The sequence below is a fragment of the Sphaerisporangium dianthi genome, assembly GCF_042654065.1.
Classification (GTDB): domain Bacteria; phylum Actinomycetota; class Actinomycetes; order Streptosporangiales; family Streptosporangiaceae; genus Sphaerisporangium; species Sphaerisporangium dianthi.
The window spans coordinates 26,475-41,919 of record NZ_JBHSFP010000027.1 but is presented as its reverse complement, the minus strand read 5'-3'; the positions used below and the strand labels follow the sequence as shown (position 1 = coordinate 41,919).

8 protein-coding genes are annotated in these 15,445 nt (G+C 73.7%); 3 read left to right on the top strand and 5 right to left on the bottom strand.

All coding sequences use genetic code 11. The annotated features are described in order from the left end of the window. Nucleotide 1 precedes the first annotated feature (1 nt). The 4 genes from ACFO60_RS29890 to ACFO60_RS29875 are packed head-to-tail and all read right to left on the bottom strand — an operon-like array spanning nt 2 to nt 11,413. A complete protein-coding gene (locus tag ACFO60_RS29890) occupies nt 2-760 on the bottom strand; it encodes a thioesterase II family protein (protein ID WP_380846737.1) in 759 nt (252 codons plus the stop codon). Then, complete coding sequence (locus tag ACFO60_RS29885; RefSeq protein WP_380846734.1) at nt 757-3,942, bottom strand: type I polyketide synthase; 3,186 nt, start codon at nt 3,940-3,942, stop codon at nt 757-759. Before ACFO60_RS29885 ends, ACFO60_RS29890 begins: the two co-directional genes overlap by 4 nt. Beyond that, the gene (locus tag ACFO60_RS29880) at nt 3,939-9,689 is read right to left on the bottom strand and encodes an SDR family NAD(P)-dependent oxidoreductase (protein ID WP_380846731.1); all 5,751 of its coding nucleotides are present in this window, start codon (nt 9,687-9,689) and stop codon (nt 3,939-3,941) included. The genes ACFO60_RS29885 and ACFO60_RS29880 overlap by 4 nt, the downstream gene beginning before the upstream one ends. Next, nucleotides 9,686-11,413 carry a fatty acyl-AMP ligase gene (locus ACFO60_RS29875; protein ID WP_380846728.1) on the bottom strand — a complete coding sequence of 576 codons (1,728 nt, stop codon included), beginning with the start codon at nt 11,411-11,413 and terminating at the stop codon, nt 9,686-9,688. Before ACFO60_RS29875 ends, ACFO60_RS29880 begins: the two co-directional genes overlap by 4 nt. A gap of 235 nt (nt 11,414-11,648) precedes the next feature. Between ACFO60_RS29875 and ACFO60_RS29870 the strand changes: the two genes are divergently transcribed. Next, nucleotides 11,649-12,293, top strand: coding sequence for an HAD family hydrolase (locus tag ACFO60_RS29870; protein WP_380846725.1), 645 nt, complete (start codon nt 11,649-11,651; stop codon nt 12,291-12,293). An 81-nt stretch (nt 12,294-12,374) separates the two neighbouring features. On the opposite strand, the gene ACFO60_RS29865 is transcribed toward ACFO60_RS29870, so the two are convergent. Then, nucleotides 12,375-13,052, bottom strand: coding sequence for a MerR family transcriptional regulator (locus ACFO60_RS29865; RefSeq protein ID WP_380846722.1), 678 nt, complete (start codon nt 13,050-13,052; stop codon nt 12,375-12,377). Between the two features lie 146 nt (nt 13,053-13,198). Here ACFO60_RS29865 and ACFO60_RS29860 point away from each other — a divergent pair, with 146 nt between their 5' ends. Together ACFO60_RS29860 and ACFO60_RS29855 are read left to right on the top strand one after the other, a co-directional pair. After that, nucleotides 13,199-14,203: an aldo/keto reductase gene (locus ACFO60_RS29860; protein ID WP_380846719.1), complete on the top strand. Its 1,005-nt coding sequence runs from the start codon at nt 13,199-13,201 to the stop codon at nt 14,201-14,203. Between the two features lie 3 nt (nt 14,204-14,206). Beyond that, the gene (locus ACFO60_RS29855; protein WP_380846716.1) at nt 14,207-15,292 is read left to right on the top strand and encodes a hypothetical protein; all 1,086 of its coding nucleotides are present in this window, start codon (nt 14,207-14,209) and stop codon (nt 15,290-15,292) included. Nucleotides 15,293-15,445: the final 153 nt, after the last annotated feature.

Below are 15,445 nucleotides of genomic sequence, written 5' to 3'. Positions count from 1 at the left end.
CTCAGATGATGTGCTGCCATACGGTTCCGAGAACCTCGCGCTCGGCCGTGTCCAGATAGAAGTGGCCGCCGGGGAACCGGCGGGACGCGAAGTCTCCGCTGGTGTATCCGTCCCATTCGCGCAGCCCGGCGGCCGAGACGGTCGGGTCGTCGGCGCCGCCGAGCGCCGTGATCGGGCACGACAGGGGCGGCCCGGGGCGGAAGACGTAGGAGATGGCGAGCTGGAGATCCGCGCGCAGGATCGGCGCGAAGTGGCGGACCATGTCCGGCGACTCGCGCACGATGCCGGGCACGCCGTTGTACACCCGGTCCACCTCGTCGAGCAGCTCCCGGTCGTCGTCCGGGAGCGACAGCGGGTGCGGGGCCGTCGGCACCGCGCGCGCGGACACGAACAGGTGCGCCGGCGGCTCGCCCGCCCGGGTCATCGCCCGTGCCACCTCGAAGGCCAGCAGGCCGCCCAGGCTGTGCCCGAACAGCGCGACCGGGCCGTGGACCTCGGACAGGACGGCCTCGGTGAGCTCGGCGACCAGCGGGGTCCACTCCCGTGCGAACGGCTCGTTCACGCGCCTGGCCCGGCCGGGCAGCGTCACGCCCCAGACCTCGACGTCGGGGGCGAGGCCGGCCGTCCAGCGGCGGTACATCGCCGGGGTGCCGCCCGAGTGCGGGAAGCACACGAGGCGCAGCGCCGCCGCCGGCTGCTGGCCGAGGCAGTTCAGCGCGTCGGTCGTCCTGACACTGTTGATCGTCCCCACGGCGTTCATCCGACTCCTGCCACAGCGGTCTGGGCACGCGCGTCCGCGGCCTGGTCCGGGTTCTGGGCACGCGCGTCCGCGGCCTGCTGTGCGGCTTGCTGCGCGGCCTGGTCCGCGGCTCGCTCAGCGGCCTGCAGCGCGGCCTGCTCCGCGCGCCTGCCCTCGCGGGTGGCGATGGCGGTGGCCAGGTCGAGCGCCGTGCCGCCGTGCATCACGCCGAGCAGCGCCTGGAGCGGGACGGCCACGCCCAGCTCGTTCTCCACCTGGTTCTTCAGCTCGACGATCACCAGGGAGTCCAGGGCGAACTCCTCCAGCGGCCGGTCGGCGGGCACCTCGTCCACGTCCTCGGCGTTGAGCGCCGCCGCGATGCGCCGCCGCACATAGAGCGCGATCGCGTCGATGCGCTCCTCCAGCGGCTCGGCCGTGGCCGGGGCGGCGTTCGCGACGGCCGGCGGGCCGGCGGCGGTCGTGGTCGCCGCCAGGGCAGGCTCCCGCCAGGTCAGGCCGGCGGTGTCGACCGTGCCGGCGGGCAGCCAGTGGCGCTCGCGCTGCCACGGGTAGGTGGGGATCGCGACGTCACGCGACGGGGCGCCGAGCACGGCCTCCCAGTCGACGTCCAGGCCCGCGCGGTACAGCTCGGCCAGCGAGCGGTCGAGCGTGGCGGTCAGCGGCTGGTCGCGGCGCAGGCTCCCCACGGCCAGGTGGCGGATCTCCGACTCCTCCAGCGTCTCGCTGATGTCCCGCAGCAGCACCGGGTGGGGGCCGATCTCCAGGAAGACCGTCACGCCCATCTCGGCCACCGCCTCCACCGCCGGGGAGAACAGCACGGCGTCGCGCAGGTTGCGGCCCCAGTGTTCGCCGTCCAGCCGCTCGGCCGTGACGCGGGTCCCGGTGACGGTGGAAATGAACGGCACGTCGCCCTTGTCCGCCGCGATGTGCGCGACCTTGCTCGCAAGCTTGTCGGCGTGACCGTCGAGCAGGGGGCTGTGGAAGCCGTAGCCGACGTGCAGGCGCCGCGTCCGGGCGCCCAGCCGCTCGGCGGCGGCGCCGACCCGTTCCACCGCCCGCCGCTCGCCGGACACGACGGTGGACCTCGGGCCGTTGACCGCGCCGATGCCCGCCATCGGCTCGGCGGCGAGCAGCGGCCCGACCTCGCTCACCGGCAGGCCGATGCTGGTCATGGCGCCCTTCCTGGCGCCTTCCTCGGTCAGGCGCGCCCGGTGCAGCAGCAGCTCGAACGCCTGGTCGCGGCTCAGCATCCCGGCCGCGCGCGCCGCCGTGATCTCGCCCATGCTGTGGCCGGTCACCGCGTACGGCGCGATGCCCCAGGACCGCCACAGGGCGGCCAGCCCGAGTTGCAGCGCGGCGATGCAGATCTGGGCGGCCTCGGTCTCCCGCAGGTCGTCGTCCCGGCCGGTCAGCCGCTCGATGATCGACCATCCGGCCAGTTCGCGCACGATGGCGTCGCACGCCTCGACCTCGGCGCGCACCACGGGCTCGCGGTCGAGCACCTCCGCGCCCATGGCGGCCCACTGCGAGCCCTGGCCGCTGAACACGAACGCCACCCGCGGCCGGCGGACCGGCACGGGACGGTCGGGGAGGGAGTCGTGCCCGCCCAGCTCGCGGAGCCGGCCGACCAGGTCGGCGGGGTCGTCGGCGATCAGGCAGGTGCGGTGGCTCAGGCCGCTGCGCCGGGTCGCCGCCGCGGCGCATACCTCGGCGGCCTCCGCGCGGCCGGCGCCGGCGAGCCGGTCGGCATAGGCCCTGGCCAGCGCTGTCAGCGCCCCCGTCCCCCTGCCCGACAGCGGAAGCACCAGCTTGTCCGGGCGCGGTCCGGCGTCCTGCGGAGGCGGGGCGGCCTGCAGGATCGCGTGGACGTTGGCGCCGCCGAACCCGAAGGAACTGACGGCCGCGAGCGGCGCGCCGTCCCTCTTGGGCAGCGGGACGAGCTTGGTGGGCACCCGCAGCCGGCTGCCCTCCAGGTCGATCTCGGGGTTCATCCGCCGCAGATGCAGGTTGGGCGGGACCTGCCCGTGCTCGAGCACCAGCATGGCCTTGATCAGCCCGGTGATGCCGGCGGCGGCCTCCTGGTGGCCGAAGTTGGTCTTGACGGAGCCGACCGCGCACGGCATGTCGCCGGGGCCGTAGACCTCGCGCAGCGCCTCCATCTCGATGGGGTCGCCGAGCGGGGTGCCGGTGCCGTGCGCCTCGATGTACCCGACCTCGCCGGGTTCGGCCGAGGCGTCGGCGAGGGCCCTGCGCAGCAGCCCGGCCTGCGCCCGGGGGTTCGGCGCCGTGAGGCCGTTGGTACGGCCGTCGTGGTTGGCCGCCGTGCCGCGGATGACACCGCGCACCCGCCTGCCGCCCGCCGAGGACTCCCGCACGAGCACGAGCACGCCGCACCCCTCGGCGCGGATGATCCCGTCGGCCGAGGCGTCGAACGTGCGGCACCGGCCGCCGGGCGCCATCGGCAGGACCTTCTCGGTGACCAGCGTGGACAGCGGGGACAGCAGGAGGTTCACCCCGCCGGCGAGCGCGATGTCGCAGTCGCCCTGGCGCAGCGCGCGCACCGCCAGGTGCACGGCCATCAGCGACGAGGAGCAGGCGGTGTCCACGGCCAGGCTCGGGCCCTGGAGGTCCAGCAGGTAGGACAGCCGGTTCGCCAGGATGCTGTGCGCCCCGCCGGGCGCGGTGTAGGTGTTGATCGTGCCGGGTTCGGCGAACTGCATGCTGAGGTAGTCGCTGCCGTACACCCCGAGGAAGACCCCGGTGCTGCTGCCCTGGAGGTGGTCGATGGGCAGGCCGGCGTCCTCGATCGCCTCCCAGGCCGCCTCCAGGACCAGCCGCTGCTGGGGGTCCATCCGGTCGGCCTCGCCCGCCGAGATGCCGAAGAAGCCGGCGTCGAAGCGGTCCACCTCGTCCAGCAGCCCGGCCCAGTGGCCGCTCTCGGGGCGCTCCCCGGCCGGCGGCCGGTGCCCGTCGGCGTTGCTCACCATGGGCGTGACCGCGTCCACGCCGTCGCGCAGCAGATCCCAGTACGACGGCAGATCGAGGACGCCGCCGGGCAGGCGCACGCCCGCGCCCAGCACCGCGACCGGCTCCCGCCGCGCCCGCTCGGCGGCGGCGAGCCGCGTCCGGGTGTCGCGCAGCTGATGCAGGGCCTGTTCGAGAAGTTTGCGTTGGTCGGTCATTGCGTCCCTCCGTGCAGATCGAGTTCCTGGGACAGCAGCGCGGCCAGTTCGTCGTCGTCGAGCCCGGCCAGGTCGCCGTCCTGCTCGGCCGGCGTCCCGGGAGCCGCCTGGACCGGCGTCCCGGGAGCCGCCTGGACCGGCGCGCCGGGAACCACGCCCAGCCGGTCGAGCAGGCCGGCCGCGAGCGCCTCCACGGTCGGGTAGGTGTACACGACCGTCGCCGACAGCCGGATGTCCAGTCCCGCCTCCAGCCTGGTGCGCAGCTCCATCGCCATCAGCGAGTCGAAGCCGAGCTCCTGGAGGGGCACCGAGGTGTCCAGGCCCTTCTCCGACCTGCCGAGCACGGTGCTCACCTGCTCCAGCAGGAACCGCCGCAAGATGTCCAGACGCTCGCCCGCGCCGCCGGCGGCCACCACCGCGTCGCGCACAGCGCCTCTGACGGACGCGGACCCCGCGCCGTCGGTGCTCACGAAGCCCTCGAGCAGGCCCAGGAGCGAGGGGCCGAGGCCCGCCCTGCCGAACTCCGCCCAGTCGAACGCGGCGGCGGCCAGGTGCGGGTACCCGCCGTCCACGGCCTGGTCGAGCAGCTCGATGGCGACGTCCGGCCTCAGCGGCGGCATGCCGCGCGTGGCCAGCCGGGCGACGCCGCCGGCCTCGACCGCGAGGCCCGACCCGGCCCACGTACCCCAGTCGATGCTCTGCGCGGGAAGCCCCCGCCCGGCGCGCAGGACCGCGAGCGCGTCGAGGAAGGTGTTGCCCGCCGCGTACGCCCCCTGGCCGGGCGAGCCGAACAGGCCGGCCAGTGAGGAGAACATCACGAAGTGCTCGATCGGCCTGTTCAGGGTGAGGCTGTGCAGGTTCCACGCCCCGACCGCCTTGGCGGCCAGGGCCCTGCGCAGCACGTCCTCGCCCAGGGTGTCGATGAGGGCGTCCTCGAGCACGCCGGCGAGGTGGAAGACGCCCGCCAGCGCGGGCAGGCCGTCCAGCACCTCGCGGAGCCGGGCGGCGTCGGCCACGTCGGCCCGCTCGACCCTCACCTCGGCGCCGGTCTCGCGGAGCTCCTCGATGGCGCGCAGCGCCTCGGGCCCCGGCTCGCCCCGGCCGAGCAGGACGAGCCTGCGCGCGCCCCGGCCGGCCAGCCACCGCGCCACCTGGAGCCCGAGCGAGCCGAGCCCGCCGGTGACCAGGTAGTCGGCCTGCGCCCTGATCGGGGCGCCGCCGCCGCCGGCCGCCAACGCGACGAACCGCGGTTCCAGCAGGACGCCGTCGCGCACCACGAGCCGGGCCGGCGTCCGCGGGGCGCGCAGCGCCGCCACCAGCCCGTCCAGCCCGTCCGCGTCGACGTCGATGAGCGAGCAGGCCAGCTCGGGATGCTCGTTGGCGATCACCATGCCGAGCCCGGAGACGACGGCGCCTGCCGGGGCGTCGGTGCAGGAGGTCAGCAGCCACAGCCGGGCGGGGTCCCGCGGCCAGGCCCTGCGGGCCATCGCCCGCGCGAGCCCGACCGTGGCCGACGCGCAGTCGTGCAGGGTGTCGATCGCGGGGGCGCCCGCCGCCACCGCGCGCGCGTCCACCACGCCGTGCAGGCCGCCGCCCATCGCCTCGGCCTCGGCCAGCAGGTCCTCGTAGGAGCAGGAGTCCATCGACCGCTCGCCGGGGGCCGTGGCGGGCCCCTCCACGGCGACCAGGCACGGCTCGCCCGCGGCGGCCAGCCGGTCGCCGAGTTCGCGGCCGAGGCCGCCGCGACCGGCGATGACGAGCCGGCCGCCGCGCACGCGCTCGGCGGAGCCGACGCTCACCGGCTGCCAGCGCACGCTGTAGAGCCGGCCCTCCTCGGAGGTCCTACGGCTGATCAGGGCGAGCCGCAGGCCGGACACCGACCAGACCGTCCGGCCCTCCTCGTCGAGGACGGTCACGTCGGCGATCAGCTCGCGCGGCCCGAACGAGCGGACGACGGCGTGGGCCCAGCCGTCGCGAAGCGCGCCGGAGTGCCCGCGCGCCCACACCCGGCTCGCGCCGGCGGGCAGGGGGAGCACGCCGCCCCGCAGCCGGTCGCCCGCGGCGGCCGCCACGGTGTGGAAGGCCGCGTCGAGCAGGGCGGGATGCAGCGGCGCGCAGTCCACGTCCAGGCCGGCCGGAAGGCGCAGCCGGCCCAGAGCCTCGCCGCGGCCCACCGACAGATCCGTCAGCCCCCTGAAGCGGGGCCCGTAGTCCAGACCGGACTCGCGCAGCCGGTCGTAGAGCGCGCCGGCCTCGGCGGCGGCGCCGCACCTGCCGGTCAGCTCCTCGACCGCGGGGTACGGCGGCGCCTGCCCGCCGTCCTCGAGGGCGACGCCCTCCGCGTGGACGACGGGGCCGGCGCCGCGGTCGGAGGTGATGAGGAAGACGCTTCGTCCCTGCCCTGCCCGGCGCAGCGTGAGCTGCAGGTCGGCGTCGGCGGTGCCGGCGGTCCCGCCGATCGGGCAGGGCTGGGCGAAGCCGACGTCCTCCAGCGCGACCGGGCCCGCGCCGGCGGCCTGCGCCGCCGCGACCAGCCAGTACGCGCCCGGCACGAGCGGCACGCCGTCGGCGACGTGGTCGGCCAGCTCGGGCGCGCCGTCCAGGTCCAGCGGAAGCGGCCACAGGCGCAGGCCGGGCTCCGCGCCCACCCGCACCCGCTCGCCGAGCAGGCCGCCGCGCCACGGCGTGCCGCGCGGCGCGGCCGCGGGCCGCGCGCCGGCGCGCAGCAGCGGGAAGTTCTGGTGCTCCCACCCGTGCGGTGGCAGGTCGACGTGCGCGGCGCCCTGGTGGACGGCGGGCCAGCGCACGGCCGCCCCGCGGGTGTACATCTCGCCGACGGCCTGGAGGAGCGCGCGCGCCTCGTCCTCGTCGCGGCGGGCCGAGGAGACGACCGTGACCTGGTTGCCGAGGTGGTCGGCCAGCTCGGCGACCGAGCGGCTGAGCACGGGATGGGGCGCGATCTCGATGAAGCTCTCGTGCCCGTCGGCGATGAGGCGCGAGAGGGTCGAGGCGAACAGCACGGGCTCGCGCACGTTGCGTTCCCAGTAGGCCGGGCCGAGGTCGGTGCCGGCGACCGGCTCACCGGCGACCGTCGAGTAGATCATCGTCGCGGCCGTCCGGGGTTCGATGCCCTCCAGCGCCGCCCTGAGGCGGGGCTGCAACGGCTCGACCTCGGGGCTGTGCGCGGCGAAGTCCACGGCGATGCGCCGGGCGAACACCCCGCGCGCCTCCAGGCTCGTGATCACCTCGTCCAGCGCGGCCGGGGCGCCGGACAGCACGGTCGCGCGCGGGCCGTTGACGGCCGCGACGGACAGCTCGTGCTCGCGGCCCTCGATCGTCTTGGCCGCCTCGCCCGCCTCCAGCTCGACCAGCGCCAGCCCGCCGCGCCCGGAGATCTCGGTGAGCAGCGCGCTGCGCACGCACACCAGGCGGGCGGCGTCCTCCAGCGACAGGGCTCCGGCGACGTGCGCCGCCGCGATCTCGCCCATGCTGTGACCGATGACGGCCACCGGGTCCATGCCGAACGATCGCCAGGCCTCGGCCAGCGCGACCTGGTAGGCGAACAGGGCGGGAGGGACGTGCGCGGTGCCGGTGGCCATCAGCCCCGTCTCGTCGTCCCACAGGTCGCGGCCGAGGACGCGCGACATCGCGGCGTCGCAGCGGCGGATCGCGTCACGGAAGGCGGGGACGGTCTCGGCGAGCCGCCTGCCCATGCCCTCCCATTGGGCGCCCTGTCCCGGGAAGACCAGCGTGGGCCGCTGGGAGCGGTGGCCGGCGGCATGCGGCCCGGACACGCCGGGGGCGCGCCGTCCCTCGGCGAGCGCGGTCATCGCCTCGGCCAGCTCGCCGGCGTCGGAGGCGACGACGGCGGCCCGGTACCGGTGGTGGTCGCTCCTGAGCGCGGCGGCGGCGGCCGCCCTGGCCGGCCAGCCGGGGTCGCCCTCGTGGCGGCGGGCGGTCTCGGCCCACGCCGCGGCCCTGCGGCGCAGCGCGGCCTCCGAGCGCGCGGAGACGGGGAACAGGTGAACGGCGGCCGCGTCCGGCGTGACGGTTCCGTCCGATGTGGCGGTCCCGTCCGAAGGGGCGGAGCCGGTCGTTCCGGTGTGCCGGGATGTCCCGGTCGTTCCCGTGGCTTCGGTGGAGCCGGGGGGAAGGGCGGACGGCGCGGCGGTGAGCACGATGTGGGCGTTGGTCCCGCCGAAGCCGAACGAGCTGACCCCGGCGACCGCCGGGCCCGAGGGACGCTCGGGCCAGGGCCCGGCCTCGCTCTGCACGACGATCGGCAGCCGGTCCAGGCCGAGCAGCGGGTTGGGCTTCTCGAAGTGCACGGTGGGCGGGAGTTCGCCATGGTGCAGCGACAGCGCCGTCTTGATCAGCCCGGCGACGCCGGCCGCGGCCTCCGCGTGCCCGATGTTGGACTTGGCCGAGCCGATGCGCAGCGGCCGTCCGGCCGGGCGGCCCCGGCCGAGCACCGAGGCCAGGGCGCCGACCTCGATCGGGTCGCCCACCGCGGTCCCGGTGCCGTGCGCCTCGACGTAGTCGACGCCCGCCGGATCGACGCCCGCCGCCGCGTACGCCGCGCGCAGCACCGCCTCCTGCGCGGGACGGCTGGGCGCGGCCAGCCCGTTGGTGCGGCCGTCCTGGTTGACGGCCCCGCCCTTGATCACGGCGTAGACGCGGTCGCCGTCGGCGAGCGCGCGGGCCAGCGGCTTGAGCACCACCATCCCCGCGCCCTCGCTGCGCACGTAGCCGTTGGCCCGGTGGTCGAAGGCCTTGCACCGGCCGTCGGGCGCCATCAGCCTGCCTTTGCTGAAGCTCAGCGCGATGCGGGGGCTGGTGATGACGTTGACGCCGCCCGCGAGCGCGAGCTCGGCCTCGCCCGAGCGCAGCGCCTGGCAGGCGAGGTGCACCGCGACCAGGGACGACGAGCAGGCGGTGTCGGCGACGATGCTCGGCCCGCGCAGGTTCAGGCAGTACGAGAGCCGGTTGGCGATGACGCTGAGGGCCGAGCCGGTTCCGTCGTAGGCCTCGGCCTCGACCCCCGAGCTGAGCAGCCCCGCGCCGTGGTCGAAGGTGGCCGCGCCGACGAACACCCCGGTGAGCGAGCCGGACAGGCCGCTCGGGGCGATGCCCGCGTCCTCCAGCGCCTCCCAGGCGACCTCCAGCATGACGCGTTGCTGGGGGTCCATGCGCGCGGCCTCGCGGGAGGAGATCGCGAAGAAGTCGGCGTCGAACCCCTCGACGTCGTCGAGGAAGCCTCCCCAGCGCGTGTTCATCCTGCCCGGGGTGTCGGGGTCGGGGTCGTAGAGCGCGTCGCCGTCCCACCGGTTCGCGGGGATCTCGCCCACCGCGTCGACGCCTTCGCGCAGGACCTTCCAGTAACCCTCGGCTCCGCCGCCGCCCGGCAGGCGGGCGCCGATGCCCACGATGGCGATCGGCATGCGCTCGGCGACCTCGGCGGGCGCCGGTGTGCTCGCCGGGGCCCGTTCGGCCTCCGGCGCGGGAGCGGTGGCCTCGGCGATGTGCAGGGCCGCCGCGGCGATCGTCGGGTGGTCGAAGGCGAGGGTGGGGGAGATGGTCAGCCCGGTCCAGCGCTGCAGGTCGTCCGACAGTTCGACCGCCTGCATGGACGAGAGACCGAGGTGGGTGAAGGGAACGTCAGGCGACAGAGTGGCCGGCTCGACCGACAGCATCTCGGCGACGCGGGTGATGAGCCACTCGGCGACGTCCTCCTGTCTGCGGGTCACAGGGCCCCCTCCAGCTGCCGGGCGGCGGCGACCAGGTCGCCGCCTTCGTACGCGGCGCGGCAGGTGCGGCGCCGCAGCTTGCCGCTGGAGGTCTTCGGAACCCCTCCGGCGTCGACCAGGAAGACGTCGCCGACCTGGACGCCGTGGCAGGAGCTGACGGCCGTCCGCACCGAGCGGCGGATGTCGTCGAGGTCGGCCTCGCCGGCGGCCGGCTTCACCTCCGCGACGACGACGAGCCGCTCGGCCCCGTCGTGCTCTGCGGAGAACGCGATGACGCAGCCCCGCCTGACCAGCGGGTGCGCGACCTCGGCCGTCGCCTCGATGTCCTGCGGGTAGTGGTTGCGGCCGCCGACGATGACGAGGTCCTTCAGCCTGCCCGACACGAACAGGTTCCCCTCGTGCATCGCGCCGAGGTCGCCGGTGCGCAGGAACGGGCCCTCGCCGGTGCCGGCGATGCGGGCGCCGAACGTGGCCTCGGTCTCCTCGGGCCGGCCCCAGTAGCCGTCGGCGACGTCCGGACCGGCCAGCCAGATCTCGCCCACGCCGCCCGGCGGCACCCGCTCGCAGGTCGCCGGGTCCACGATCTCCAGCCGGCGGTGCAGCCTCGGTGTGCCGGACCCGACGATCCTGTGGTCGCCGCCGGTGACCAGGCGCCCCTCCTGCAGGGCGCCGAGGTCGACGTCGAGCATGACGGCGCCGGTGCCGAGGGGGGACCCGGTGGCCATCAGGGTGACCTCGGCCAGCCCGTAGCAGGGGTAGAGGGCCTGCTCGTCGAACCCGTGCGGGCGGTAGGCCTCGGTGAACGCCTCGAGGGTGGCGGCCCGCACCGGCTCGGCGCCGTTGAAGGCGGCTTTGAGGCTCCTGAGGTCCAGGCCCTCCCTGTCCTCCGGCGGGATGCGGCGGACGCACAGCTCGTAGGCGAAGTTCGGCCCGCCGGAGACGGTCGCGCGGTACCGCGAGATCGCGCGCAGCCAGCGGATCGGCCGCTGGACGAACGACAGCGGCGGCATCAGAACGGCTTCGCACCCCACGTACAGGGCGAGCAGCACGTTGCCGATCAGCCCCATGTCATGGAAGAGCGGCAGCCAGCTCACGATGACGTCGTCGGCGGTGAAGCCGCCCGCCCGGAGGATGAGCTCCTCCTGGTGCATCAGCGCCCGGTGACTGACCATCACGCCTTTGGGGAGCGAGGTGGAGCCGGAGGTGTACTGCAGGAAGGACACGTCCTCGGGCCTCACCGGCGCGGGCGCGAAGCCGCCGGTGTCGACGCCGGCGACCTGGCCGGCGTCGACCCAGGTCAGCTCGGCGAGCTCGGGGGCGGCCTCGCGGATGATGTCGCGGTAGGCCTCGTGGCCGGCGAAGAGCACCGTCCACGCGCCGCAGTCCCGGGCGATCGCCCGGATGGTCTCGGTGCCGCGCCGGGCGTCGAACGGCATGGGCGGGTACACGGGAACGGCGATGACGCCGGCGTACTGGCAGGCCAGGAAGGCCCGGACGAAGTCGCCGGCGTCCGGGGCGAGGATCAGCGTCCGGTCGCCGGGTTCGGTATGCCTTCGCAGCCGGGTGGCGAGAGCGCGGATCTCCAGCTCCAGCTCGGCGAAGGTGAGCGAATGTGATTCGTGCTCACCATCGGGGAGAAACCTATAGGCGATGTTCGAGCCGCTCTCCGCGGCACGAAGCGCGATCAACTCGGTGAGCGTCGAAGCTTTTGGGATTGTCTGCACCTGCTACCACCTCTGGCCGAATGACAAATGACCGGCTGGGCCGACATCTGGGCAATCTATACAGCCCCCGGAAAAGGCGGCAATCCTTTTGTTCTGGCTTTGAGGCAGGGGGAAACGCCACGTCAAGAGCGCGTGACGCCCGCGTGATCAGGGAATGACGTGGCGCTGAGACCCTGCTGACCCTCATATGAAAGGGTGAATGCCGATTATCCGTTGAAACGATCGGAGACCGGTAATGATCAAAGCGGTCTGGACGGATTTCGGCGGCGTTCTCACCCCGCCGGTCGGCCACACATTCACGGCGTTCTGCGAGAAGACGGGGCTGGAACCCGACCCGCTGCTGAAGGCGGTTCTCACGGTTACGGCGAGCTACGGCACCGACGACGTCATGCTGCCGCTGGACACGCCCTTGGTGACGGAGGAGGAGTGGATCCGCCAGGTGGCGGACGCCTACACCGCGGCCGAGGGCGTCGAGGTGGAGATGGTCAGCTTCGCGGACACCTGGTTCGACGGCAGGGAGACCAACACCCGGTGGCTCACCGAGCTGCACCGGATCAAAGACCTCGGCCTGTTCGTCGGGATGCTGTCGAACATGCCTCCGGCGTGGGAGGAGCACTGGCGGCGCATGGTGCCTCCCGAGGGCCTGTTCGACGACGTGGTCAACTCGGCCGTGGTGGGGCTTCGCAAGCCGGACAGGGAGATCTTCGACCTGGCCGCGGCGCGCGCCGGCGTGCGTCCCGACGAGTGCGTGCTGGTGGACGACCTCGCCAAGAACTGCGCGGGCGCGGAGGAGGCCGGCTGGCGGGCCGTGCGGTTCACCGACACCGAGGAGGCGATCCAGGAGCTCGGCCGCATGCTGGCCGGGAGCGTGACCGTCTGAGGCATCCGCCGCCCGCGGCCGACGGCCGGCGGGCCGCTACGCGCGCGCGGGCGGCGGGAACGCTACGCGCGCGGCGGAACGCTACGCGCGGGCGGCGGCCCCGGGCACTCCGCCGTCCTCGGCGGAGTGCCGGCCCTCGGCCGGCCCTCCGTAGGCGACGTCCTCCTGGGCGAACCTGCGCAGCGCGCTGAAGACGATGTCACCGAGGACCGTCCAGATCACGGCGGTCTCCAGGAGCGTGTGCGGGTCGGGCTCTCGCGCGAGCAGGGTCAGCTCGGCCTCGGCGACCTGCCGCGCCGTGCGGGCGTACTCGTCCAGGAGCTCGAGCTGCCCGGTCTGCCCGAGGCGGTACAGGGTCGCGAGCGCGGAGGTCAGGGTCTGCCTGGCCGGGTTGGTCTGGCGGACCTGCCAGCCGAGCCGCTTGATCAGCGCCTCGGTCTGCTCGGTGGCCTCGGCCCACGCCTCGTCCTCGATCACGGGCCGCGGGGTGGTCATGGCGAACTGCGCCTTGCCGGCCGAGTCGATGACGCTCATGCCGGGCGCGTACATCTTGCCGAGGACCTCGCGGGTGGCGGCGACGCTGAGCCCGCCCACGTCGATCAACGCCTTGATCATCTTCAGCCGGTGCACGTGGGTCTCGTCGTACTGCGCCTGGTTGTGGCTCGTGCGCTCGCCGGGGGAGAGGAGGCCTTCGCGCAGGTAGTACTTGATCGTCGGCACGGGTACGTCGGCACGTCGACTCAGCTCGGCGATGCGCACAAGTCCTCCTTCTGGTCGTCTCGTCGGGCGGAAACGCGAGACCTTGCGAGTCTACCAAAAGGATAGTAGACAGTTCTCGTATCTATTTTGGGCTCGCATCCCAGGAGATGATCGTATTGAAGTATCGCCTTTTCGGACGGACCGGTGTGAAGGTCAGCCCCATCTGTCTCGGCGGCATGATGCTCGGCTGGTGGGGTGAGAACGGGTACGACGAGTCGTCGAAGATCCTCCAGCGGGCGATCGACGCGGGGGTCAACTTCATCGACACCGCCGACATCTACTCGGGCGGCGAGTCGGAGGAGCTGATCGGCAGGTTCCTCGCGGAAAGCGGCCTGCGCGACCGGGTCATCCTCGCCACCAAAGTGCACGGCGCGATGGGCGACGACCCCAACCAGGGGGGCAACAGCCGCCGCTGGATCATGCGGGAGGTCGACGACAGCCTGCGCCGGCTGCGCACCGACTGGATCGACCTTTACCAGATCCACCGTCCCGACCCGCTCGTCGACGTCGACGAGACGCTTGGCGCCCTGACCGACCTGGTCCGGGCGGGCAAGGTGCGCTACATCGGAAGCTCGACGTTCCCCGCGCACCAGGTGGTCGAGGCGCAGTGGGTCGCGGAGAGGCGCGGCAGGGAGCGGTTCGTGAGCGAGCAGCCGCCCTACTCGATCCTCGCCCGCGGGGTGGAGGCCGATGTGCTCCCCGTCTGCCAGGCGCACGGCATGGGCGTGCTCGCCTGGAGCCCGCTGGCCGGCGGCTGGCTCACCGGCCGGTACCGCGAAGGCGCCGAACTGCCCGAGAGCCGGCGGTCGGTGCTGGTCCCTCACCGTTACGACATGGCCCTGCCGGAGAACCGGCGCAAGCTCGCGGCCGCCGAGCGGCTCGCACGGCTCGCCGACGAGAGCGGGCTGTCGCTGATCGAGATGTCCTTGCGCTTCGTGCTCCAGCACCCGGGCGTGACCTCGGCGATCATCGGTCCCCGGACCATGGAGCACCTGGAGAGCCAGCTCACCGCCGCGGACGCGGAGCTTCCCGCCGACGTGCTGGACCGGATCGACGAGATCGTGCCGCCGGGCCTGACCATCAACACCGCCGACGCCGGCTGGCAGCCCCCTGCCTTGACCGACGCGTCCTTACGCCGCAGAAGGAGTTGAAGGGTGGCGGTCACCAGCATTCTCGAATGGGGCAGATCTGGCACCGACGTCAGCGTCAAGGAAGTCGCGTCGACGCGCGAAGACCTCGTGACCATGCTGTTCGGCACGATCATGATCTCGGGCCTGGCCATCGACGGATGGGCCCACAAGAACGTCATCGACACCCTCGAAGGCTTCTTCACCCCGTATCACGGCGTCCTCTACCTCGGTTACGCCGGCACCGCGGCGTGGACCTTCCTGCTGGCGTACCGGCGCCGGGATCGCGCTCCGGTGTGGTGGCGGGACGGCTGGCCGAGCGGGTACCGGCTCGGGGCGATCGGCGCGCTGATCTTCTTCGTCGGCGGATTCGGCGACATGATCTGGCACCAGACCATCGGCATCGAGATCGGCCTGCTGCCGTCCTTCAGCCCCACCCACATCGTCGCCTCCATCGGCGGCATCATCCTCGGCACCAGCCCGCTGCGGTCGTGGTGGGCCTCACGCGAGGGCGGGGTGCGGTCGTTCACCGGGGTGCTCTCGATGACCTACGCGATCATGGGCGCCCTGGTCATGCTCAACTACGGCGCGTCGTTCATGACGATCGCGCCCGCCCGTCCGTACGAGCCGGTCCTCGGCGACTACGGCGGGATCATCGACACCCCCCAGGAGTTCCTCGCGGTCCAGGGCGTGTCGAGCTACATCATCACCACGCTGCTGCTCACCGTTCCGCTCCTGCTCATGCACCGGCGCCGAGCGACGTTCGGGGCGGGAGCCGCCCTGGTCGCCGGCATCGCCGTGCGCCTGATGGTGATCAACGAGTTCCCCTCCCCGTACCTCACCGTCTGTGCCGTCGCCGTCTGCGGCGCGCTGCTCGCCGACCTGGCCCTCGTCCGGCTGGACGCGGCGCGCGGGGCCGAGGCGCCGCTGCGGCTGCCGCTCGCGGGGGCGGTGTACGCGGGCCTGGTGTGCGCCGGGCAGCTCGCCGGTCTGGAGCTGGCGCAGGGCGTGCGGTGGCCGGCCGAGCTGTGGGCCGGGACCATCGTGCTCGTCGCGGGCCTGGGCGCTCTGCTCGGCGGTCTGGCCGCGCGCCCCGCCCGCCATGACGTCTGAGTGGTTGCGATCGATAGTGGATATCTCTACTATTCATTCTGCCGCGGTCATTCAGGATCCACCAGGTACCGACAGTGAGTGGCGTTCTCCTTGCGCGCCGCTCCGAGGGAGAGATGGAGATGTTCGCGACTATTGGGCGGTTTGTTGCCAGAC